This window comes from Rhodococcus sp. WB1, assembly GCF_001700945.1.
GTDB classification, from domain to species: Bacteria; Actinomycetota; Actinomycetes; order Mycobacteriales; family Mycobacteriaceae; genus Rhodococcus; species Rhodococcus aetherivorans.
Genome location: NZ_CP015529.1, coordinates 2,805,773 through 2,825,990 on the forward strand (window position 1 = coordinate 2,805,773; position 20,218 = coordinate 2,825,990).

Sequence of the window (20,218 nt, forward strand, 5' to 3'; positions counted from 1 at the left end):
AGTGGGCGCGCAGCGTCCGATCGGCGAGCCGAGCGGCGCCCGGGGACCTAGCGTGGGCATCGACGGACGGCGACAGCCGTACCCGACGAGAGGGAGGCGTTGATGGCGGAAGGTGTCGAATCCGGCGGGGCCCCGGCCCGCGCGGTGGTGGTCGGAGCCGGGCACGTCGGCATGGTCTCGGCGATGCGCCTGGCCGACGCGGACGTGTTCGACGAGGTCGTGCTCGTCGACGTCGAACCCGGCCTGGCGGCGGGGATCGCTCTGGACCTGACCCACACCGGCGCGCTGACGGGCTCCGGGACGCGGGTACGGGGGGCGGTGTCGCTGGAGGAGGCCGGTCCCGCGGACTACGTGATCATCACCGCCGGCAAGGCCCGCCGGCCGGGGATGAGCCGCAGCGACCTCACCGCGACGAACGCCCGGATCGTCGGCGACGTGGCCGGGCGCGCGGCGGCGGTCTCCCCCGACGTGGTGCTCGTTGTGGTGACGAACCCGTTGGACGAGATGACGTACCAGGCGTGGCGCAGCTCGGGGTTGCCGGCGGAGCAGGTGCTGGGCATGGCCGGGCTGCTCGACGCGGGGCGGTTCCGGGCGCTGGCCGCCGCGGACGGGGCCGGGGCGGCGCGGGAGCTCGGCGCCGTGGCGCTCGGGAGCCACGGCGAGGAGATGGTGATCCCGCTGTCGCAGGCACCGGAGATCGCCGCGCGTCTCGACGCCGCGCGCCTCGACGCGCTGGTCGACCGCACCCGCACCTCGGGCGCGGAGGTTCTGGGGCTGCTGAAGTCCGGCAGCGCGTTCTTCGGTCCCGGCACCGCCGCCGCGCACATGGTGCTGGCGATGGTCGCCGACTCGGGAACGGTCGTGTCGGCGACGGTGCGCCCGAACGGCGAGTACGGCATCGGCGACGTGTTCGTCGGTCTCCCGGTGGTCCTGGGGCGCCGCGGCGTGCGGCGCATCGTCGAGCTGGACCTGACACCGGAGGAACTGGAACTGCTGCGCGAGGCGGCGAAACGGATCGGTGAGCGGATCGCGGGGCTGCCCGCCTGAGCACGCCCGGGCTGCGGCGCCGTCCCCGGTGGCGGCGCCGCGGCGCGGGTCAGGGCAGCGCGGTGATCAGCTTCTCGACGTCGACGCGAGGACCGGTGAAGAACGGGGTCTCCTCCCGGACGTGCATGCGGGCCTCGGTGGCGCGCAGGTCACGCATGAGATCGACGATGCGGTCCAGTTCGGGCGCCTCGAACGCCAGGATCCACTCGTAGTCGCCGAGCGCGAACGCGGGGACGGTATTGGCGCGCACGTCCGGGTAGCCACGGCCGGCCTTGCCGTGGTCGGCGAGCATCTTGCGGCGCTCGGCGTCGGGCAGCAGGTACCACTCGTACGACCGCACGAAGGGGTAGACGCAGATGTAGTTGCCAGGGTCCTCGCCGGCGATGAAGGCCGGGACGTGGCTCTTGTTGAACTCCGCCGGCCGGTGCAGCGCGACGTTCGACCAGACCGGAGCGCTGGCGCGGCCGAGGACGGTGGTGCGCCGGAAATCGGAGTAGAGCTTCTGCAGATCCTCGAGCCGCTCGGCGTGGGTCCAGATCATGAAGTCGGCGTCGGCGCGGACGCCGGCGACGTCGTAGATGCCGCGGACGATCACATCGGTGTTCTCGAAGGACGCGAAGAACTTCTGCGCGTCCTCGATCGCCGCGGTGCGGTCCTCGCCGAGGACACCGGGCCGGACCTGGAACACCGAGAACATCGCGTAGCGGAGGGTGGAGTTGAGCTTGTCGAAGTCGAGACGTGCCATGCCGCTCATCCTGCCACTCGCGTAGCGAGCCGCGTCGCGGCCGTCGTGCCTGATGCGACACAGGCGGGGACTCCGACGCCGTGAAGCATCGCGCCGGCGACCTCGAGGCCGTCGACGGTAGCGATCGCGTCCTCGAGGACGGCGACCACGTCGAGGTGCCCGGCCCGGTACTGGGGCAGGCCGCCGTGCCAGCGCTGGACGAACGTGGCCACGGGCTCGTCGGTGACCCCGGTGACGGCGGCGAGGTCGGCGCGAGCGCGGGCGATCAGCTCGTCGTCGGGGGCGTCGACGATCGCGGCTTCGCCATAACGGCCGAACGACGCGCGGGCCAGCGCGACGTCGCGCCCGGCCAGGTGGGGCCACTTGCGGCTCGACAGGGTGAACGCCTTGGCGGACAGGTCCTCACCGGTGGCGACGAGGATCCCGGAGTTCTGCGGCAACGCGGCACCGCTCGGCAGTGCCAGCGCCACCACCGCGGACGAGGCGAGCGGGATCCGGGACGCCTGCGCGGCCGCCGCCGGGACGGCGTCGGCGAGCAGCTCGGCGGCACGGTCGGCCGGCACCGCGAGGACGACACCGTCGACGGGTCCGATCGGGTCGAGGTTCCAGCGGCCGCCGGCGCGGCGCAGACCGCTCGCGGCGGCGTGCCGGATCTCGGCGTCGGCGGCCTTCTCCAGCGCGTCGAGCAGCGTGCCGTAGCCGTCGCGCAGGGTGCCGAACACCGGCGCGTCCGAGGGCTCCGGCAGCGCACGGGTGACCGCCTCGCTCAGGCTCGGGGCACCCGCGTCGAGGGCTGCGGCCAGGGTCGGCAGGGTGGCCCGCACGCCTGCGGTGTCGGAGAGCCCGGAGTAGACGCCGCCGAGGAGGGGGTCGACGGAGCGGCGCACCACCTGCTCGCCGAACCGGTCGGCGACCAGGTCGGCCACCGAGACGTCGCCGGCGCGGTCCCAGTACAGCGGGACGGTGGGCTCGGCCGCGATCCGCGCAAGGGTGTCGGCGTCGACGAGACCGGTCAGCGACCCGGCGTCGGCGGGGATCCCCATCAGGGTGCCGCTGGGCAGCGGATGCAGCGCGGCACCGGCGTAGATCAGCGGCCGGGCCCCGGACGGGTGCACGAGCTGGTCGCTCAGGCCCAGCTCCTCGAGCAGCGCGGGGACCTCGGGGCGGCGGCCGATGAACGCCTCCGCCCCCACATCGACCGGATCCCCGGCGAGCGGCACGGTGCGCAGCTTCCCGCCGAGCCGCTCGGAGCCCTCGAGGAGGACGATCCGGGCGTGCGCGCCGAGCAGGCGACGCAACCGGTACGCCGCGACGAGCCCGGTGATGCCGCCGCCGACGACGGCGACGCTCGGTGCTCCTGCACCGCTCACAGCGAGTGCACCAGTTCGACGACGGCGGTGAGGACGTCCGGATCGGTGTCGGGCAGGACGCCGTGCCCGAGGTTGAAGATGTGCCCGGTCGCCCCCGCGGCGCGGGCGCGGTCACCCTCGGCGACGATGCGGCGCACCTCGGCCTGGACCACCTCGGGTCCGGCGAACAGGATCGCGGGATCGAGATTGCCCTGCAACGCTTTTCCGGCCCCCACCCGGGTGACGGCGACGTCCAGCGGCACCCGCCAGTCCACGCCGACCACATCGGCGCCGGCCTCGCCCATGGCGCCGAGCAGTTCGCCGGTGCCGACACCGAAGTGGATGCGCGGCACGCCGGCGGACTCGACCTCGGCGAACACGCGTTCCGAATGGGGCAGCACGAATTCGCGGTAGTCGGCCAGCGACAGCGCGCCGGCCCACGAGTCGAACAGCTGGATCGCGTCGACGCCGGCGTGCAGCTGAGCCTGCAGGAACGCGATCGTGATGTCGGCGAGCCGCCCCAGCAGGGCGTGCCAGGTGCGCGGATCGGCGTGCATGAGGGCCTTGGTGCGCTCGTGGTTGCGGCTGGGTCCGCCCTCGACGAGGTAGGAGGCGAGGGTGAACGGCGCCCCGGCGAAGCCGATGAGCGGGACGTCGCCGAGTTCGCGAGTGAGCAGCCCCACCGCCCGTGCGACGGCACCGACCTCGTCGTGTTCGAGGGTGGGCAGCTTCGCGACGTCCGCCGCGGTGCGCACGGGGTTCGCGATCACCGGTCCGGTCCCGGCCACGATGTCGAGGTCGATCCCGGCGGCCTTGAGCGGAACGACGATGTCCGAGAACAGGATCGCGGCGTCCACCCGGTGCCGGCGCACCGGCTGCAGGGTGATCTCGCAGACCAGTTCGGGATCGAAGCAGGACTCGAGCATGCCGATGTTCGCCCGGATCTCGCGGTACTCCGGCAGCGACCGGCCGGCCTGCCGCATGAACCACACGGGCCGGTGCGCCGGCTCGAGTCCCCGCGCGGCGGCGAGCAGGGGCGCCTGCGGGAGCTGGCGCCGCGTCGGGTAATCCACACGCGGGGTGGAGCCGACGTTCGTGTTCTCCAGGCCGGTCATTGATCCTCGTTCGTCCAAGGGCACGGGTCGCTGCCCATGCTGCCACGCCCGGCCACCCCTCCGGAATCGGCGCGCCTCCCGCGTGGTCCCGGTCACCCGGTCTAACGTCCGCTGTCGTGACCACCTCGCCCGCCGAGCCGGCCCAGTTCCGCGCTGCCATCGACTCGATGAACGCGGCCACCGTGCGGCCGGAGATCGAGGTGGGTCCGATCCGGCCGCCGCAGCGGCTGGCTCCGTACAGCTATGCGCTGGGCGCGGAGGTGCTCCATCCGGACACCGACCTGGTGCCCGAGCAATCGGAGGGCGACGCGTTCGGCAGGCTGATCCTGCTGTACGACCCGGAGGGCGACGAGGCCTGGAACGGCACCATGCGGCTCGTCGCCTACATCCAGGCCGACGTGGACGCCACCCTGGCTGCCGATCCGCTGCTGCCGGAGGTGGCCTGGAGCTGGCTGGTCGATGCGCTCGACGCGCACGGCGAGCCGCTGACGGCGCTCGGCGGCACCGTGACGTCGACGAGTTCGGTGCGCTTCGGCGACATCGCCGGCCCGGCGCGGGCGCATCAGCTGGAGCTACGGGCGTCGTGGACCGCACAGTCCGGCGAGCTCGGACCGCACGTGGAGGCGTTCTGCGAGGTGCTCGCGTATGCGGCGGGCCTGCCCCCGGCGGGCGTGACGCGCCTGCAGCACTGAGCCGTCGCCGAGTCCCGAGTCGCCGACGGCACGGAGAGCGGTGCACCGGCGCACCCCGCGGTCCTATGATCGAGGCATGCGTCGGCTCAGCGGGCTCGACGCCGCGCTCCTCTACACCGACTCGCCGGGGCTGCCCGTGCAGATCGGCGGCTTGGCCCTGCTCGACGTCTCGACCGTGCCGGGCGGCTACTCCTTCGAACGGCTCGGCTCCGACCTGGAGGCGCGCGTTGCGGCGGTGCCGCTGCTGCGCCGGCGAGTGGTCGACTCCCGGCTCAATCCCGGCCATCCCGTGTGGGTGGACGACCCCGATTTCGACGTCGGCCGGCACGTGCGCCGGTTCACCGTGCCGCCCCCGGGCACCGCGGCCGAACTGGCCGTGCTCTGTGGGCAGCGTTTCGCCCAGCGGTTCGACCGGTCCGGGCCGCTGTGGGAGACCGCGGTGTTCGAGGGACTGGCCGACGGCTCGGTCGCGGTGCTGACGCGCATCCACCACGCCGTCGTGGACGGCCTCGCCGGGGCGACCCTGCTGGCGCAGCTGTGCGACCGCGAACCCGGCGCCCCGCCACCGCGGCCCGAGTCGCCCGGCGTCGGTGGGGCGAACCGCCTGACCGTCGCCGCGGGCGGCGTTGCCGATCTCGCCACCCGGCCGCTGGACCTCGCCCGCGCGGTGCGGTCCAGCGCGGCCATGGTGCCCCGGTGGGTGGGCCGGGCGCGGCGAGGGGAGGCGATGGCGGTGCCGCTCACGGCGCCGCGGACGTCGTTCAACCGCCGCGTCACCGGCCGTCGCAACGTCGCGTTCGTGACGCTGGATTTCGCGGCCGTGAAGGCGGTCAAGCGCGCGTTCGGCGTCACGGTCAACGATGTCGTGCTGGCCCTGTGCGCCTCGGTTCTGCGCCGATATCTCGCCGCCCGCGGCGAACTGCCGGCCTCTCCCCTGGTGGCCGCCGTCCCGGTCTCGGTGCACGGACGCGCCCGGGGGGACGCCGGCAACCAGATTTCGGTGCTGATGGGGCGGCTGCACACCGAGATCGCCGATCCCGTCGTGCGGCTGCACGCCGTCGCGGCGGACGAGACTGCGGCCAAGGCCCACCACGCCACCTTCGACCCCGACCTGCTCGGCAGCTGGGGCCAGGTGGCTCCGGGCGCGGCGTTCGGGGCGGCCCTGCGGTTGTATTCGGCGCTGCGGCTGCCCAACGTGCTCCCGGTGCTGAACAATCTCGTGGTCTCCGACATCCCCGGGCCGACGGACACGCTGTACTACCTCGGCGCGCGGATCACCGCGCTGTACCCGTTCGGGCCGATCTACCACGGCGCGGGCCTGAACATCACCGTCCTGTCGCTCGACGGCGGCCTGCACTTCGGCCTGCAGTCGTGCCCCGACCTGCTGCCGGACCTGTGGCGGCTGGCCGACGGCTTCCCGGCTGCTCTCGCGGAGCTGGCCGACCGGGTGCCGGGCGCTCCGCCGGCCCCGCTCGCCGCGCCGAGCTGACCGGCGCCCGTCGCGGCGCCCGGGGAACGGGTTCCGGACCGCCGGGGCGACGAAGACCCGCTCGGGCAGGTGGACCAGGTTCCCCCGCCGATACTAGAACCTGTTCTAGAATGTGGCCATGCATCGACTCAGCGGCCTCGACGCCGGATTCCTGTACCTCGAGACGCCGACGCAGCTGCTGCACGTGTGCGGACTGATCGTCCTCGACACGACGACCGTTCCGGACGGGTACCGCTACGAGGCACTGCGCGCGGAACTCGCGGCCCGCCTCACGGCCGTACCGTTGTTCCGCCAGAAGATCGCCGACAGCCCGTTCAACCTCGACCATCCGGTATGGGTGGACGATCCGGACTTCGACCTCGACCGCCACCTGCACCGGGTCGCGGTCCCGGCGCCCGGGCGCCGGGAGGAGCTCGCGGACCTGTGCGGGCACATCGCCGCACAGCCGCTCGACCGCTCCCGGCCGCTGTGGGAGATGGTGGTGATCGAGGGCCTCGAGGACGGATCGGTCGCGGTGATGACGAAGATCCACCACGCCGGCGCCGACGGCGTCACCGGCGCGGACCTCGTGGCGCAGCTGTGCAGCCTCGAACCGGACGCGCCACGGCCCGAGCCCGTCACCGACGGGGCCGGCGGCGGCTCGGCGCTCGGGATCGCCCTCGGCGGCCTGTTCAACGTCGCCACCCGCCCGCTGGGGCTGGTGCGGGCGCTGCCCAAGACCGTGGAGCTGGTGCCCCGGTGGATCACCCGGGCCCGTCGCGGCGAGGCCATGCCGGCACCGTTCACCGCTCCGCGCACCTCCTTCAACGGCACGATCACCGGCCACCGCAGCGTCGGATTCGCGCAGTTCGACCTGGGCCGGGTCAAGTCCGTGAAGGACGAGCACGGGGTGAAGGTCAACGACGTGGTCATGGCCGTGTGCGCCGGTGCGCTGCGCCGTTACCTCGCCGACCGCGACGAGCTCCCCGACTCTCCGCTGATCGGCATGGTCCCGGTGTCGGTGCGCGGCAAGTCGGACCGGCCCGGACGCAACCAGGTCTCGCCGATGTTCGCGAGCCTGCACACCCACATCGCCGATCCGATCGAGCGACTGCACGCGATCGCGGATGCGAATGCCTGTGCCAAAGAACATAATTCGGCCCTGGGCGCAAGCCTGCTGCAGGACTGGACGCAGTTCATGGCGCCCGCGGTGTTCGGCGCGGCGATGCGCACGTACGCGTCGCTGCGGCTCGCGGAACGCCACCCCGTGGTCCACAACTTGGTGGTCTCGAACGTGCCCGGCCCTGCGATGCCCCTGTACTTCCTCGGGGCCCGGATCCGGGCCATGTACCCGCTGGGACCGATCTTCCACGGGGTCGGACTCAACATCACCGTGATGTCGTTGGACGGCGCGCTCGATGTCGGCGTGCTCACGTGCCCCGAACTTGTTCCCGACGTCTGGGCGCTCGTCGACGCCTTCCCTTCGGCGCTCGACGAACTCGACACCGCACCGTAGAATCCGCGCAGCAGCCCGCGCGGTCGTGTGCCACTCGTCACACCGGGAATCGGCACGTCGACCGCGCGGTTGACCGGGTCGACGCCCAGACCACCGCCACCCGGATAGAGTCACGAACCATGTCGGTAGCCAACGAACACGAGCCCGCAGGGGCGACGGTCCCGCTGCTGACCCCGCGTGACGGCGTCCCCGAGGTCGTCACCACGGCAGCCGGGGTGGCCGCGGCGGCGGAAGCGCTCGCCGCGGGCAGCGGGCCGCTCGCCGTCGACGCCGAGCGGGCTTCGGGCTTCCGGTACTCCGCGCGCGCCTATTTGGTGCAGCTGCGTCGCGCCGGCGCCGGCACGGTGCTGCTCGACCCGATCCCGACGGCCGACGCGCTCGCGCCGCTCGCGGCGGCGATCAACGATCTCGAGTGGGTGCTGCACTCCGCCGACCAGGACCTGCCCGGCCTCGACGAGCTGGGCCTGCGGCCCGCGGTGCTCTACGACACCGAACTGGCCGGGCGTCTCGCCGGCTTCGATCGGGTGGGGCTGGCCGCCATCGTCGAACGCACCCTCGGTTTCGAGCTGCGCAAGGGCCACGGGGCGGCCGACTGGTCCACCCGGCCGCTCCCCGACGCCTGGCTGAACTATGCGGCTCTCGACGTCGAGATCCTCGTCGAGCTGCGGGACGCGATGGCGGCCGAGCTCGAGCAGCAGGGCAAGTCGGAGTGGGCCGCGCAGGAGTTCGAGCACATCCGTCGCGCCGGGCCTCCGGCCCCCAAGCCCGACCGCTGGCGCCGCACCTCCCGCATCCACACCCTCAAGGATCCGCGGCGGCTCGCGATCGTGCGCGAGCTGTGGACGGCGCGAGACGAACTCGCGGCACGCCGGGACATCGCCCCGGGCCGGGTGCTGCCGGACTCCGCGATCGTCGCCGCAGCCGAGGCCGCCCCCCGTACCGTCGACGAGCTGCGCGCCCTGCCGGTCTTCGGGGGGCCGCGGCAGCGCCGGTCGTCGCGGGTGTGGCTGGGAGCGATCGAGCGGGCCCGGGCGCTGCCGAAATCGGAGCTGCCACCCGTTACACAGCCGTTCACCGGCCCGCCGCCGGCCAACCGCTGGGCCCGGCACGATCCCGACGCCGCCGCGCGGCTCACCGCGGCCCGTGCCGCGCTCGCCGAGCTCAGCGAGCAGGTCCAGGTGCCGGTGGAGAATCTCGTCGGCCCCGAACTGGTGCGCCGGTTGTGCTGGGAGTGGCGGGTGTCGGCGGATACCGACGTCGTCGCGTACATCGAGGAACGGTTCGCCACCGACGGGGCACGGCCCTGGCAGCGGGAGCTGACGGCGCCGCGCCTGGCGAAGGCGCTGACCGCGGACTGACCCGTTCCCACCGTCCCGGCCCGCGGACCCACGGTCGCGTCACGCCCGATCCCTGCATTCGCCACCGCCTCGGCGTCGAGCGCTTCCGCATACCCGCTGTTCAGAGCAACGTACTCGGGACCAGCGCGGCGAGTTCCCCTGATGGTCACGAGCGCGCCCCGCAACCCCCGCGGCCACCGGCCTCGCCGCAGGACGCCCAGACCGCCGGCGAGACCGGTGGCTGCCCGGCGCGCGCACCCCTCCGGTGACGCCCGGCGCGGATGGTAAGTTACTGGTCGGTAACACGCTGGCGTCCGGGCTGCCCGGCGCCGGGATGTTCCCGGAACCCTGGCCTCGCCGGCGTCGGCGAGCATCGCTCCATCGGGAGGAATACGCGTGGCGTCAACCACCACAACTCAACGCAATGTCGTCTTCGTCGACGGCGTACGCACCCCGTTCGGGAAAGCGGGCCCGAAGGGCATCTACGCGGAGACCCGCGCCGACGACCTCGTCGTCAAGACCATCCGGGAGCTGCTGCGCCGCAACCCGCAGCTCGACCCCGCGCGCATCGACGAGGTCGCCGTCGCCGCGACCACCCAGACCGGCGACCAGGGCCTGACCATCGGCCGCACTGCCGCGATCCTCGCCGGCCTACCGGAGACCGTGCCGGGCTTCGCGATCGACCGCATGTGCGCCGGCGCGATGACCGCAGTCACCACCACCGCCTCCGGAATCGGCTTCGGTCAGTACGACGTGGTGATCGCCGGCGGCGTCGAGCACATGGGCCGCCACCCGATGGGTCAGGGCGCCGATCCGAACCCCCGGTTCCTCGCCGACAAACTCGTCGACCCCAGCGCCCTGGTGATGGGCAACACCGCCGAGAACCTGCACGACCGGTTCCCCGGTATCACCAAGGCCCGCACCGACGCCTACGCCGTCGCCAGCCAGAACAAGTTCGACGCCGCGAAGAAGGCCGGCTACATCGCCGAGACCCTCGTGCCCGTCGCCACCCGGTCGGCGACCGGCTGGGGCCTGGCCACCGAGGACGAGCCGCCGCGCCCGGGCACCACGCTCGAGGATCTCGCGAAGCTCAAGACGCCGTTCCGCCCCGCCGGCCGCATCACCGCCGGCAACGCCGCCGGCCTCAACGACGGCGCGACGGCCTGCCTCCTCGCCGGCGAGGACACCGCCCGCGAACTCGGTCTGCAGATCGGCATGCGCATGGTCGGCTTCGCCTTCCAGGGCGTCGACCCGGCCGTGATGGGCATCGGCCCGGTGCCGGCGACCGAGAAGGTTCTCGCCCGCACCGGCCTGACCATCGACGACATCGGTCTGTTCGAGATCAACGAGGCCTTCGCCGTGCAGGTGCTCGCGTTCCTCGAACACTTCGGCATCGACGACGACGACCCGCGGGTCAACCAGTGGGGCGGCGCCATCGCCTGCGGCCACCCGCTCGCGTCGTCCGGCGTGCGCCTGATGACCCAGCTCTCCCGGCAGTTCGCCCGGCACCCCGAGGTGCGCTACGGCCTGACCACGATGTGCATCGGCCTCGGCATGGGCGGCACCGTGATCTGGGAGAACCCCAACTTCGAGGGAGACAAGTAGTCATGAGCGAGCTTTCGTCCCTGTTCGCCGACGAGGTCGTCACGAACGCCTACACCAAGCTCGTCGAGGTGCCCGGCATCGACGGCCCCGTCGCGCTGATCACCCTCGACAACGGGTTCGACCACACCAAGCCGAACTCGTTCGGCCCCGCCGGCCTCGAGGCCTTCGACAAGGCCCTCGACGAGGCCTTCGCCGCGAACCCCGCTGCTGTCGCGGTCACCGGCAAGCCGTTCATCTTCGCCGCCGGCGCCGACCTGAAGGGCGTTCCCTCGATCACCAGCCGCGAGCAGGGGCTCGAGCTGGGCCGCCTCGGCCACCGCGTGTTCCGCCGCCTGCGCGACTCGCAGGTGCCGACGTTCGCCTTCGTGGGCGGCCTCGCCCTCGGCGGCGGCCTCGAGGTCGGGCTGCACTGCCACTACCGGACCTACGCCGACAACGTGCCGGCGCTCGGCCTGCCCGAGACGATGCTGGGTCTGGTCCCCGGCTGGGGTGGCACCCAGCTGCTGCCGAACCTGATCGGGCCCGACCACGCGGTGACGCTGATCCTCGAGAACCCGCTCAACAACGGCAAGGTCATCCGCGCGAAGCAGGCCGCCGAACTCGGCCTGGCCGACGCGGTGTTCGGCTCGGCCGACTTCCTCGAGCAGTCCCTCGCCTGGGCAGCGAAGGTCCTCGCCGGGGACATCACCCCGGCCCGCCCCGAGATCGACCGCGGCGCCGGCTGGGACGCGGCGCTCGGCCGCGCGAAGGCGCTCGTCGCGGCCAAGACCCGCGGCTTCGCGCCCGGAGCGGCCCGGGCGGTCGAGCTGCTCGAGCTGGCCCGTAACACCGACATCGCCGATCCCGAGTCGCTGTCGAAGGGCTTCGCCGCCGAGGACGAGGCGCTGGCCGACCTGCTGATGTCCGACGAGCTGCGGGCCGGGCTCTACGCCTTCGACCTGGTCAACAAGCGTGCCAAGCGTCCCGCCGGTGCGCCGGACAAGTCCCTGGCCCGCAAGGTCACCGGCGTCGGCATCGTCGGGGCGGGCCTGATGGCCAGCCAGCTCGCGCTGCTGTTCGTGCGCCAGCTGCAGGTGCCGGTGATCCTCACCGACGTCGACTCCGAGCGCATCGACAAGGGTGTGGGCTACGTGCACACCGAGATCGACAAGCTGCAGGGCAAGGGCCGGCTGTCGCCCGACGCCGCGAACCGCCTCAAGGCGCTCGTGTCGGGCTCCCTCGACAAGGCCGCGTTCGCGAACACCGACTTCGTCATCGAGGCCGTGTTCGAGAACATGGACGTCAAGAAGCAGGTGTTCGCCGAGATCGAGCAGTACGTCTCGCCGGAAACCGTCCTGGCGACCAACACGTCGTCGCTGTCGATCACCACGATGGCCGCGGACCTGAAGCACCCCGAGCGCGTCGTCGGCTTCCACTTCTTCAACCCCGTCGCCGTGCTCCCGTTGCTCGAGATCATCAGGGGCGCGCAGACGGACGACGCGACCCTTGCGACGGCCTTCGCCACCGCCAAGGCGCTGAAGAAGTCGGCCGTGCTGTGCGGGGACCTGCCGGGCTTCGTGTTCAACCGGCTCGTCACCCGCACTCTCGGCGAGGTGATGACCGCCGTGGACGAGGGCACCCCGTTCGAGGTCGCGGACAACGCCGTCGGCGAGCTGGGCATGCCGATGAGCCCGTTCACGCTGCTCGCACTCGTCGGCCCGGCCGTCGCGCTACACACCGGCGAGACCCTGCAGGCCGCCTACCCCGACCGTTTCGTGTCCTCCCCCGGACTCGAGGCGCTCGTCGAGGCCCGCAAGCCGGGCGTGTGGACGTACGCGGACGGCAAGCAGGTCGTCGACCCGGAGGTCGCGGCGCTGTGGCCGCAGGGCGACAAGCCCTCCACCGCCGAGGAGGTGCTCGAGCGGACCCGTCGCGCCTTCGCCGAGGAGATCCGGATCATGCTCGAGGAGGGCGTTGTCGCCGCCCCCGAGGACATCGACCTGTGCCTGATCCTCGGCGGCGGCTTCGGATTCTGGAACGGCGGCATCACGCCGTACCTGGATCGCACCGGCACCTCGGAGGCCGTCAACGGCACACGCTTCCTCGCCCCCGGCGTGGCCGGCGTCTGACGAACCGGTAGCTCCGCACGGCGCCCCGGGACCCGCGCAACCGTCGTGGGCCCCGGGGCGCGTCCGTGCGTATCACCCCGGCCACGGTGCCCACCGAAGCGGCCCCCCCGACGCGGTGTCAGGCGTACCGTCCAGCCTGTGACCGACAGTTCCCACCTCCCCCATTCGAGGATCGAGCAGCAGCACACGGTGGCCCGCGCGGTGCTGTTCGCCGCCGTGGCCGCGCTCGGCGGATTCCTGTTCGGATACGACACCGCCGTCATCAACGGCGCCGTCGGCGCCATCCGCGAGCGCTACGAGGTCGGCGCCGGGGCCATCGGCCTGTCCGTGTCGCTGACGCTGGTCGGCGCGGCGCTCGGTGCGTGGATCGCCGGCAGCATCGCCGATCGGCTGGGCCGGATCCGGGTCATGCAGATCGCCGCGGTCCTGTTCCTTGTCGGCGCACTCGGGTCGGCGTTCCCCTTCAGCATCTACGACCTGACGTTCTGGCGCTCCATAGGTGGCGTGGGCGTCGGCTTCGCCTCGGTCATCGCCCCGGCCTACATCGCCGAGATCTCGCCCGCCGCCATACGTGGCCGACTCGGCTCGATGTACCAGCTCGCGATCGTCCTCGGCATCGCAATTTCCCAGCTCGTCAACTACGCCCTCGCCGCGGCCGCCGGCGGGGCCAGCGAAGAGCTGCTCGGCATCGAGGCCTGGCAGTGGATGCTCGCACTCGGCGCGGTCCCCGCGACCCTGTACCTGATCATGACCTTCCCCATCCCCGAATCGCCGCGGTACCTGGTGCGGATCGGCCGGGAGGACGCCGCGCGCCGCATCATCGCCACGGTCGAGGGCGGCGACGAGGTCGCCGTCGCCGAGCGGATCGCCACGATCCGCGAGACCCTGCACCTCGAGTCCGCCCGGCCGGGTGTGCGGGACGTGTTCTCCCGGCGGCTGGGCGTGGCTGCGCTGATCTACGTGGGCATCGCCCTGGCCGCGCTGCAGCAGTTCGTGGGCATCAACGTGATCTTCTACTACTCGTCGACGCTGTGGCAGGCGGTCGGATTCGGCGAAGACCGGTCCCTGCTCATCAGCGTCGTCAGCGCACTGGTCAACATCGTCGGTACCTTCGTGGCCATCGCGGTGATCGACAAGATCGGCCGCAAGCCGCTCCTGCTCGTCGGATCCGTCGGGATGGCGGCGTCGCTGGGCACCGCCGCCGTGTGCTTCCACTCGGCGACCTTCGTCGTCAACGAGGACGGGGAGAAGGTCGCGACGCTGTCCGACACCTACGGCATGATCGCCCTGCTCGCGGCCAACGCCTTCGTGTTCTTCTTCGCCCTGTCGTGGGGTCCGGTGGTGTGGGTCCTCATCAGCGAGATGTTCCCGAACCGGGTGCGTGCCGTCGCCGTCGGCATCGCGACCGCCTCCAACTGGATCGCGAACTTCCTCGTGTCCGCGACGTTCCCGGCGCTGGCGGACTGGAACCTGTCGTTCACCTATGCCGGCTACGCGGTGATGGCCGCGCTGTCTCTGCTGGTGGTGATCAAGTTCGTGCCCGAGACACGCGGACGGACCCTCGAGGAAGCCGGCTGAGCGACGACGGGCCGGCCGCACGTGCGGCCGGCCCGTCGTCGCAGCGTCAGAGGCCGGGGTCCCGCCGGACGACGACGTCGCCCGCGGACTCCTCCCCGGCGGTCCCGTCCACGGCCTGCTCCGCCTTCTGCGCGGCACCGAGCCCGACGACCCAGCCGGTCACCTGACGCGCGACGTCCTGCGCGGTCAGCCCCAGCTCACGATGGATCTGTTCCCGCGACGCATGATCCAGGAACCGTTGCGGCACACCGAGTTCACGGGTGGGAACGTCGACTCCGGCCGCCCGCAGGGCCGACGAGACCGCCGAACCCACACCGCCGTGCATGCCGCCGTCCTCCACGGTGACGACGAGCCGGAAGTCCCGCGCCAGCCGGGCGAGGGCCGCCGGGACGGGCAGCACCCAGCGCGGGTCGACGACGGCGGCGGTGAGGCCGTGCTGCTCGAGCCGCTCCGCTGCGTCGAGCGCCAGGCCCGCAAACGCGCCGACCGCGACGATCAGCACGTCACCGCGACGCTCGGACGGCATCCGCAGCACGTCGACGGTGCCGTCGATGCGCTCCACCGCAGGGATGTCGGGGCCGACCGCGCCCTTCGGGAACCGCAGTACGGTCGGGCCGTCGGCGATGGCGAGCGCCTCGCCGAACTCCTCGCGCAGGGTCGCGCCGTCGCGCGGCGACGCCACCCGGATCCCCGGGATCACGCCGAGCAGGGAGAAGTCCCACATACCGTTGTGGCTGGCGCCGTCGGCGCCGGTGATGCCGGCCCGGTCGAGCACCACGGTCACGGGCAGCCTCAGCAGCGCCACGTCCATCAGCAACTGGTCGAAGGCGCGGTTGAGGAACGTCGAGTACACCGCGACCACCGGGTGCATTCCGCCGAGCGCGAGGCCGGCGGCGGAGGTGACGGCGTGCTGCTCGGCGATGCCGACGTCGAACATCCGGTCGGGGTAGCGTTCGCCGAAGGCCGACAGCCCGGTCGGTCCCGGCATCGCCGCGGTGATCGCCACGACGTCCTTGCGGCGGCCGCCCTGCACGAGCAGTTCGTCGGAGAACACCGACGTCCAGTCCGGAGCCGACGCCGCCGCGGTGGCGCGGCCGGTGACCGGGTCGATGACACCGGTGGCATGCATCTGATCGGCGACATGGTTCTCGGCCGGGGCGTACCCGGCGCCCTTGCGGGTGACGGCGTGCACGATCACCGGTCCGCCGAACGACTTGGCGCGGCGGAGGGCGGCCTCGAGAGCGGCCTCGTCGTGGCCGTCGACCGGTCCGAGGTACTTCAGGCCGAGGTCGGTGAACAACACCTGCGGGCTGACCGCGTCCTTGATGCCGACCTTCATCCCGTGCAGCACGGAGTACGCGGCCGCACCGATCCACGGCAGCCGCTTCACGAAGCGGCGGCCGTTGTCGAGGACACGCTCGTAGCCGGGCTGCAGCCGCAGCGCCGCGAGGTGCTCGGCCAGTCCGCCGATGGTGGGGGCATAGGAGCGGCCGTTGTCGTTGACGACGATCACGAGCCGCCGGTCCTTGCCGGCCGCGATGTTGTTCAGCGCCTCCCAGCACATCCCGCCGGTGAGCGCGCCGTCGCCGACCACGGCGACCACGGTCCGGTCCTGCTGGTCCGACAGCTCGTAGGCCTTGGCGAGGCCGTCGGCGTAGGACAGGGCGGCCGAGGCGTGCGAGGACTCGACCCAGTCGTGCTCGCTCTCGGCGCGGCAGGGGTAGCCCGACAGGCCGCCCTGCTTGCGCAGCGTGTCGAAGCCGTCCTTACGACCGGTCAGGATCTTGTGGACGTACGCCTGATGCCCGGTGTCGAAGATGATCGGGTCGTGGGGGGAGTCGAAGACCCGGTGCATGGCGATGGTCAGTTCGACGACGCCGAGGTTGGGGCCGAGGTGTCCCCCGGTCGCCGCCACCTTCTCGACCAGGAACTGCCGGATCTCCCCGGCGAGTTCCCTGATCTCCGGCTGGCTGAGCCGACGCAGGTCCTCGGGCGACTCGATGCGGGACAGGACACCCAACTGGAATTGCTCCCTCCGGCTCGGACCCGCGCGTCTCCGCGCGAGCGGTTCCACCCAGTCTACGGAGCGTCGGAGGTGGTCGACTCGCTTCGTCGTGCCGCCGCCCCGTCTCACACCGTGTCCCTCACCTCATTATGCCGATGATGTGACGTCGCCCACGGTGGCGCCGGTGTGGCACGCCGGGCCCCCGCCGAGCGGGGGTGGGCACTGCGCGGGGCGACCCCAGGCCGGTCGAATCCGACAAAACCGATTGCCGGGCCCGGCACCGTGGGCGAGGCTGGACCCATGCCCCCTGCACTGGCCATCGAGACCTCGGGCTTGATCAAGCGATTCGGCGCGGAGACCGCCGTGGCCGGAATCGACCTCGCCGTCCCCGCCGGCGGCGTCTACGGCGTCCTCGGCCCGAACGGCGCCGGGAAGACGACCACGATCCGGATGCTGGCCACCCTGCTCGCACCGGACGGCGGGACCGCGACCGTACTCGGGCACGACGTGCGTCTTCAGCCCGAGCTGGTGCGGCGCCGGGTCTCGCTCACCGGCCAGTTCGCGTCGCTCGACGAGGATCTGACCGGCGCGGAAAACCTGGTACTGCTCGCCCGGCTGCTGGGCTTCTCCAGGGCGGGTGCCCGGTCCCGGGCCGGACAGCTGCTGGCGGCGTTCGATCTGGAGCCGGCCGCGGGCCGTCAGGTGAAGCTGTACTCGGGGGGCATGCGGCGGCGCCTCGACATCGCCGCGAGCATCATCGTCGCCCCCGAACTGATCTTCCTGGACGAGCCGACGACGGGGCTCGACCCGCGCAGCCGCAACCAGGTGTGGGAGATCGTGCGGGCGCTCGTGGCCGCGGGGACGACGGTGCTGCTGACGACGCAGTACCTCGACGAGGCGGACCAGCTCGCCGACCGGGTCGCGGTCATCGACCGTGGCCGGGTGATCGCCGAGGGCACCCCGGGCGAGCTCAAGGCGTCCGTCGGGTCGGGTTCGCTGCACGTGCGGGTGGTCGATCCCGCGCGCCGGGACGAGGCGGCGGCGGTGCTGGGCGCCGCGCTGGGGGTGGCGGTGACGGCCGCGTCCGATCCGGCCGCGCTGACCGCGCGGGTGGACGATCCGCGGGCCGCGGCGGGGGCGCTGACGGCCCTCGCCGCGGCGGACATCCCGGTCACGACGTTCGCCCTCGGGCAGCCGAGCCTGGACGAGGTCTTTCTCGCGCTCACCGGCCATCCCACGGAAGTTCCCGACGAAGACGAGGAGATCGCGTCGTGACCTCGACCGCCGACCGACGGGCGGGCACCCCCGCCGCCGTCGTGGACGTCCTCCACGTCCCCGGGCCGCGTCCGACGCCGGCGTCCGCGTTCGCCGCGTCGCTGTCGTTCGGGTGGCGGGCACTGCTGCGGATCAAGCACGTTCCCGAGCAGTTGTTCGACGTGACCGTCTTCCCGCTGATGTTCACGCTGCTGTTCACGTACCTGTTCGGCGGGGCGCTGGCCGGTTCGACCACCGCGTACGTGCAGTTCCTGATCCCCGGCATCCTGGTGCAGACGGTGTGCACCATCACGATGTACACGGGCATGACGCTCAACCGCGACATCGAGAAGGGCGTGTTCGACCGGTTCCGCTCGATGCCGGTGTGGCGGCCCGCTCCCCTCGTCGGCGCGTTGTTCGGTGATCTCGCCCGCTACACGCTGGCGTCGGTGATCGTGCTGGCCCTCGGGATGATGCTCGGGTTCCGGCCCACGGGCGGCCCGATCGGCACGATCGGGTCGGTGGCGCTCGTGCTGCTGTTCGCGTTCAGTCTCTCGTGGGTCTGGACGATGCTGGCGATGCTGCTGCGCACCGAGCAGGCGGTGATGGGTGTGTCCATGACCATCCTGTTCCCGCTCACCTTCGCGTCGAACGTGTTCGTCGACCCCGCGACGATGCCGAGCTGGCTGCAGGGCTTCGTGACGGTCAATCCCATCAGCCGGCTCGTCACCGCCATCCGGGATCTGACGGCGGGCACGCCGGACGCCGCGCACCTCGCGATCGTGTTCGCGTGGTGCGCGGCGCTGATCGTGCTGTTCGGGCCGGCGACGATGTGGTTGTACAACCGCCGGTCCTGATCAGTGCTCCGCCGGCGCGGGCACCTTCTCCTCGGTGACGATGTCGATGGTCTTGCGCAGCGGGCGGTTCGGGATGAACGCGACCGCCGCGACGGTGACCAGCGCGATGATCGCGGCGACGAGGAACAGCAGGCCGGTGGCGTCGCCGTAGGCGTGGCGGATGATCTCCGCGACCGGTTCGGGCAGGGCCGCGAGGTCGAGGTTGCCTCCGCCGCCGGCCGAGCCGGTGTCGATGCCGAGGGCGGCGAAGCCGTCCGCGGACAGCGTCGTCACGCGTGTGGCGAGGATCGATCCGAGCACGGACACTCCGATCGCGCCGCCGAAGGTACGGAAGAACGCGACCGAGCTGCTCGCGGCTCCGATGTTGCGGACGCTGACGGTGTTCTGCACGGCGAGCACCAGGTTCTGCATGAGCATGCCGGTGCCGAGGCCGACGATCGCGATGTAGACCCCGATCAGCCACATCGGGGTGGCGTGGTCGAGGAACCCGAGCAGCCCGAAACCGATCACCTGCAGTACGGCGCCGAGCACCAGGAACGGCTTCCACCGGCCGAAGCGGGTGATCAGCTGGCCGGAGACCACCGAGGCCACGAGCGAGCCGAGCACCATCGGGATGGTGAGCAGGCCGGCGGCCGTCGGGCTGTAGCCGCGGGCCGTCTGGAAGTACTGGCCGAGGAACGCGGTGGCACCGAACATTCCGACGCCGACGGCGACGGACGCGATGATCGCGAGCGCAGTGGTGCGTTCGGTGACGATCTTCAGCGGGATGATCGGGTCGGCGACCTTGGACTCGACCACGACGGTGGCGGCGAGCAGTCCGACGCCGGCGCCGACGTACGCGAGGGTCTCCCACGACAGCCACTCGTAGTAGCCGGCCTTGCCGGCGAACGACACCCAGATCAGCAGGACGCTGACACCGGCGGTCAGCAGGGTGGCGCCCAGCCAGTCGATGCTCACGTTCTGCTTGCGTTCGGTCACGAGGTGCAGGGTGCGCTGCAGCAACAGCATGGCCGCGACGGCGATCGGGATCGAGATGAAGAAGCACCAGCGCCAGCCGAGCGGGCTGTCGACGATGATGCCGCCGAGGATCGGTCCGCCCGACATCGACACGGCCATCACCGCGCCCATGTAGCCGGAGTACCGGCCGCGTTCGCGGGGCGGGATGATGCTGCCGATGACCGCGACGACGAGCGCGGTGAGACCGCCCATGCCGATGCCCTGGATCACGCGGGCGGCGAGCAGGACGGGCACGTTGGTGGCGAAGCCGGCGAGGATCGAGCCGGCCACGAAGACGACGATCGCCGTCTGCACCAGCAGCTTCTTGTTGAACAGGTCGGCGAGCTTGCCCCAGATCGGCGTCGAGGCGGCGTTGGCGAGCAGCGCGGTGGTGATGATCCACGCGAACTGGGTCTGGGTGCCGTTCAGGTCCGCGATGATCGTGGGGAGCGCAACCGCCACGATGGTGCTGCTGAGCAGCGCCGTGAAGAGGGCGGCGAGCAGGCCGGCGAGAGCCTCGAGGATCTCGCGGTGCGTCATGGTGGT

General features: G+C 72.0%; 15 protein-coding genes. 10 read left to right on the plus strand and 5 right to left on the minus strand.

Annotated elements, in window-relative coordinates; translation table 11 throughout:
- Nucleotides 1-102: 102 nt before the first annotated feature.
- Nucleotides 103-1,047: a lactate/malate family dehydrogenase gene (locus A4U64_RS12375; RefSeq protein WP_065922614.1), complete on the plus strand. Its 945-nt coding sequence runs from the start codon at nt 103-105 to the stop codon at nt 1,045-1,047.
- 49 nt (nt 1,048-1,096) lie between these two features.
- Here A4U64_RS12375 and hemQ read toward each other — a convergent pair whose 3' ends face one another.
- Genes hemQ through hemE form a run of 3 tightly spaced genes read right to left on the minus strand, consistent with a single transcriptional unit; the run spans nt 1,097 to nt 4,256 of the window.
- Nucleotides 1,097-1,792 carry a hydrogen peroxide-dependent heme synthase gene (hemQ, locus tag A4U64_RS12380; protein ID WP_006938082.1) on the minus strand — a complete coding sequence of 232 codons (696 nt, stop codon included), beginning with the start codon at nt 1,790-1,792 and terminating at the stop codon, nt 1,097-1,099.
- Nucleotides 1,793-1,797: 5 nt separating this feature from the next.
- Complete coding sequence (locus A4U64_RS12385; protein WP_050035139.1) at nt 1,798-3,162, minus strand: protoporphyrinogen oxidase; 1,365 nt, start codon at nt 3,160-3,162, stop codon at nt 1,798-1,800.
- Nucleotides 3,159-4,256: a uroporphyrinogen decarboxylase gene (gene hemE, locus A4U64_RS12390; RefSeq protein WP_006938085.1), complete on the minus strand. Its 1,098-nt coding sequence runs from the start codon at nt 4,254-4,256 to the stop codon at nt 3,159-3,161. The genes A4U64_RS12385 and hemE overlap by 4 nt, the downstream gene beginning before the upstream one ends.
- A 116-nt stretch (nt 4,257-4,372) precedes the next feature.
- Here hemE and A4U64_RS12395 point away from each other — a divergent pair, with 116 nt between their 5' ends.
- From A4U64_RS12395 to A4U64_RS12425, 7 genes are all read left to right on the plus strand, one after another.
- Complete coding sequence (locus A4U64_RS12395) at nt 4,373-4,948, plus strand: DUF3000 domain-containing protein (RefSeq protein ID WP_006938090.1); 576 nt, start codon at nt 4,373-4,375, stop codon at nt 4,946-4,948.
- Between the two features lie 76 nt (nt 4,949-5,024).
- Complete coding sequence (locus A4U64_RS12400) at nt 5,025-6,437, plus strand: WS/DGAT/MGAT family O-acyltransferase (protein ID WP_029543440.1); 1,413 nt, start codon at nt 5,025-5,027, stop codon at nt 6,435-6,437.
- Between the two features lie 118 nt (nt 6,438-6,555).
- Complete coding sequence (locus A4U64_RS12405) at nt 6,556-7,932, plus strand: WS/DGAT/MGAT family O-acyltransferase (protein WP_006938093.1); 1,377 nt, start codon at nt 6,556-6,558, stop codon at nt 7,930-7,932.
- A gap of 119 nt (nt 7,933-8,051) precedes the next feature.
- The gene (locus tag A4U64_RS12410; protein WP_006938094.1) at nt 8,052-9,290 is read left to right on the plus strand and encodes an HRDC domain-containing protein; all 1,239 of its coding nucleotides are present in this window, start codon (nt 8,052-8,054) and stop codon (nt 9,288-9,290) included.
- 375 nt (nt 9,291-9,665) lie between these two features.
- On the plus strand, nt 9,666-10,874 hold the full coding sequence (locus A4U64_RS12415; protein WP_006938095.1) for a thiolase family protein: 1,209 nt from the start codon (nt 9,666-9,668) through the stop codon (nt 10,872-10,874).
- 2 nt (nt 10,875-10,876) lie between these two features.
- On the plus strand, nt 10,877-12,982 hold the full coding sequence (locus A4U64_RS12420; RefSeq protein WP_006938096.1) for a 3-hydroxyacyl-CoA dehydrogenase NAD-binding domain-containing protein: 2,106 nt from the start codon (nt 10,877-10,879) through the stop codon (nt 12,980-12,982).
- A 138-nt stretch (nt 12,983-13,120) separates the two neighbouring features.
- Complete coding sequence (locus tag A4U64_RS12425) at nt 13,121-14,560, plus strand: sugar porter family MFS transporter (RefSeq protein ID WP_006938099.1); 1,440 nt, start codon at nt 13,121-13,123, stop codon at nt 14,558-14,560.
- A gap of 46 nt (nt 14,561-14,606) precedes the next feature.
- Here the strand turns inward: A4U64_RS12425 and dxs are convergent, their stop codons facing one another.
- On the minus strand, nt 14,607-16,580 hold the full coding sequence (gene dxs, locus A4U64_RS12430; protein WP_084648637.1) for a 1-deoxy-D-xylulose-5-phosphate synthase: 1,974 nt from the start codon (nt 16,578-16,580) through the stop codon (nt 14,607-14,609).
- A 285-nt stretch (nt 16,581-16,865) separates the two neighbouring features.
- Between dxs and A4U64_RS12435 the strand changes: the two genes are divergently transcribed.
- Both A4U64_RS12435 and A4U64_RS12440 read left to right on the plus strand, forming a co-directional pair.
- The gene (locus A4U64_RS12435) at nt 16,866-17,840 is read left to right on the plus strand and encodes a daunorubicin resistance protein DrrA family ABC transporter ATP-binding protein (RefSeq protein ID WP_006938116.1); all 975 of its coding nucleotides are present in this window, start codon (nt 16,866-16,868) and stop codon (nt 17,838-17,840) included.
- Complete coding sequence (locus A4U64_RS12440) at nt 17,837-18,676, plus strand: ABC transporter permease (protein WP_006938118.1); 840 nt, start codon at nt 17,837-17,839, stop codon at nt 18,674-18,676. The genes A4U64_RS12435 and A4U64_RS12440 overlap by 4 nt, the downstream gene beginning before the upstream one ends.
- On the opposite strand, the gene A4U64_RS12445 is transcribed toward A4U64_RS12440, so the two are convergent.
- A complete protein-coding gene (locus tag A4U64_RS12445; RefSeq protein WP_029543427.1) occupies nt 18,677-20,212 on the minus strand; it encodes an MDR family MFS transporter in 1,536 nt (511 codons plus the stop codon). It lies immediately after the preceding gene.
- Nucleotides 20,213-20,218: the final 6 nt, after the last annotated feature.

Excerpts from the sequence above, each read along its gene's own strand:
- A4U64_RS12410 (WP_006938094.1), top strand. The coding sequence starts at position 8,052 with ATGTCGGTAGCCAACGAACACGAGCCCGCAGGGGCGACGGTCCCGCTG.
- hemQ (WP_006938082.1), bottom strand. The coding sequence starts at position 1,792 with ATGGCACGTCTCGACTTCGACAAGCTCAACTCCACCCTCCGCTACGCG.
- A4U64_RS12435 (WP_006938116.1), top strand. The coding sequence starts at position 16,866 with ATGCCCCCTGCACTGGCCATCGAGACCTCGGGCTTGATCAAGCGATTC.
- A4U64_RS12405 (WP_006938093.1), top strand. The coding sequence starts at position 6,556 with ATGCATCGACTCAGCGGCCTCGACGCCGGATTCCTGTACCTCGAGACG.
- A4U64_RS12400 (WP_029543440.1), top strand. The coding sequence starts at position 5,025 with ATGCGTCGGCTCAGCGGGCTCGACGCCGCGCTCCTCTACACCGACTCG.
- A4U64_RS12420 (WP_006938096.1), top strand. The coding sequence starts at position 10,877 with ATGAGCGAGCTTTCGTCCCTGTTCGCCGACGAGGTCGTCACGAACGCC.
- A4U64_RS12445 (WP_029543427.1), bottom strand. The coding sequence starts at position 20,212 with ATGACGCACCGCGAGATCCTCGAGGCTCTCGCCGGCCTGCTCGCCGCC.
- A4U64_RS12375 (WP_065922614.1), top strand. The coding sequence starts at position 103 with ATGGCGGAAGGTGTCGAATCCGGCGGGGCCCCGGCCCGCGCGGTGGTG.
- hemE (WP_006938085.1), bottom strand. The coding sequence starts at position 4,256 with ATGACCGGCCTGGAGAACACGAACGTCGGCTCCACCCCGCGTGTGGAT.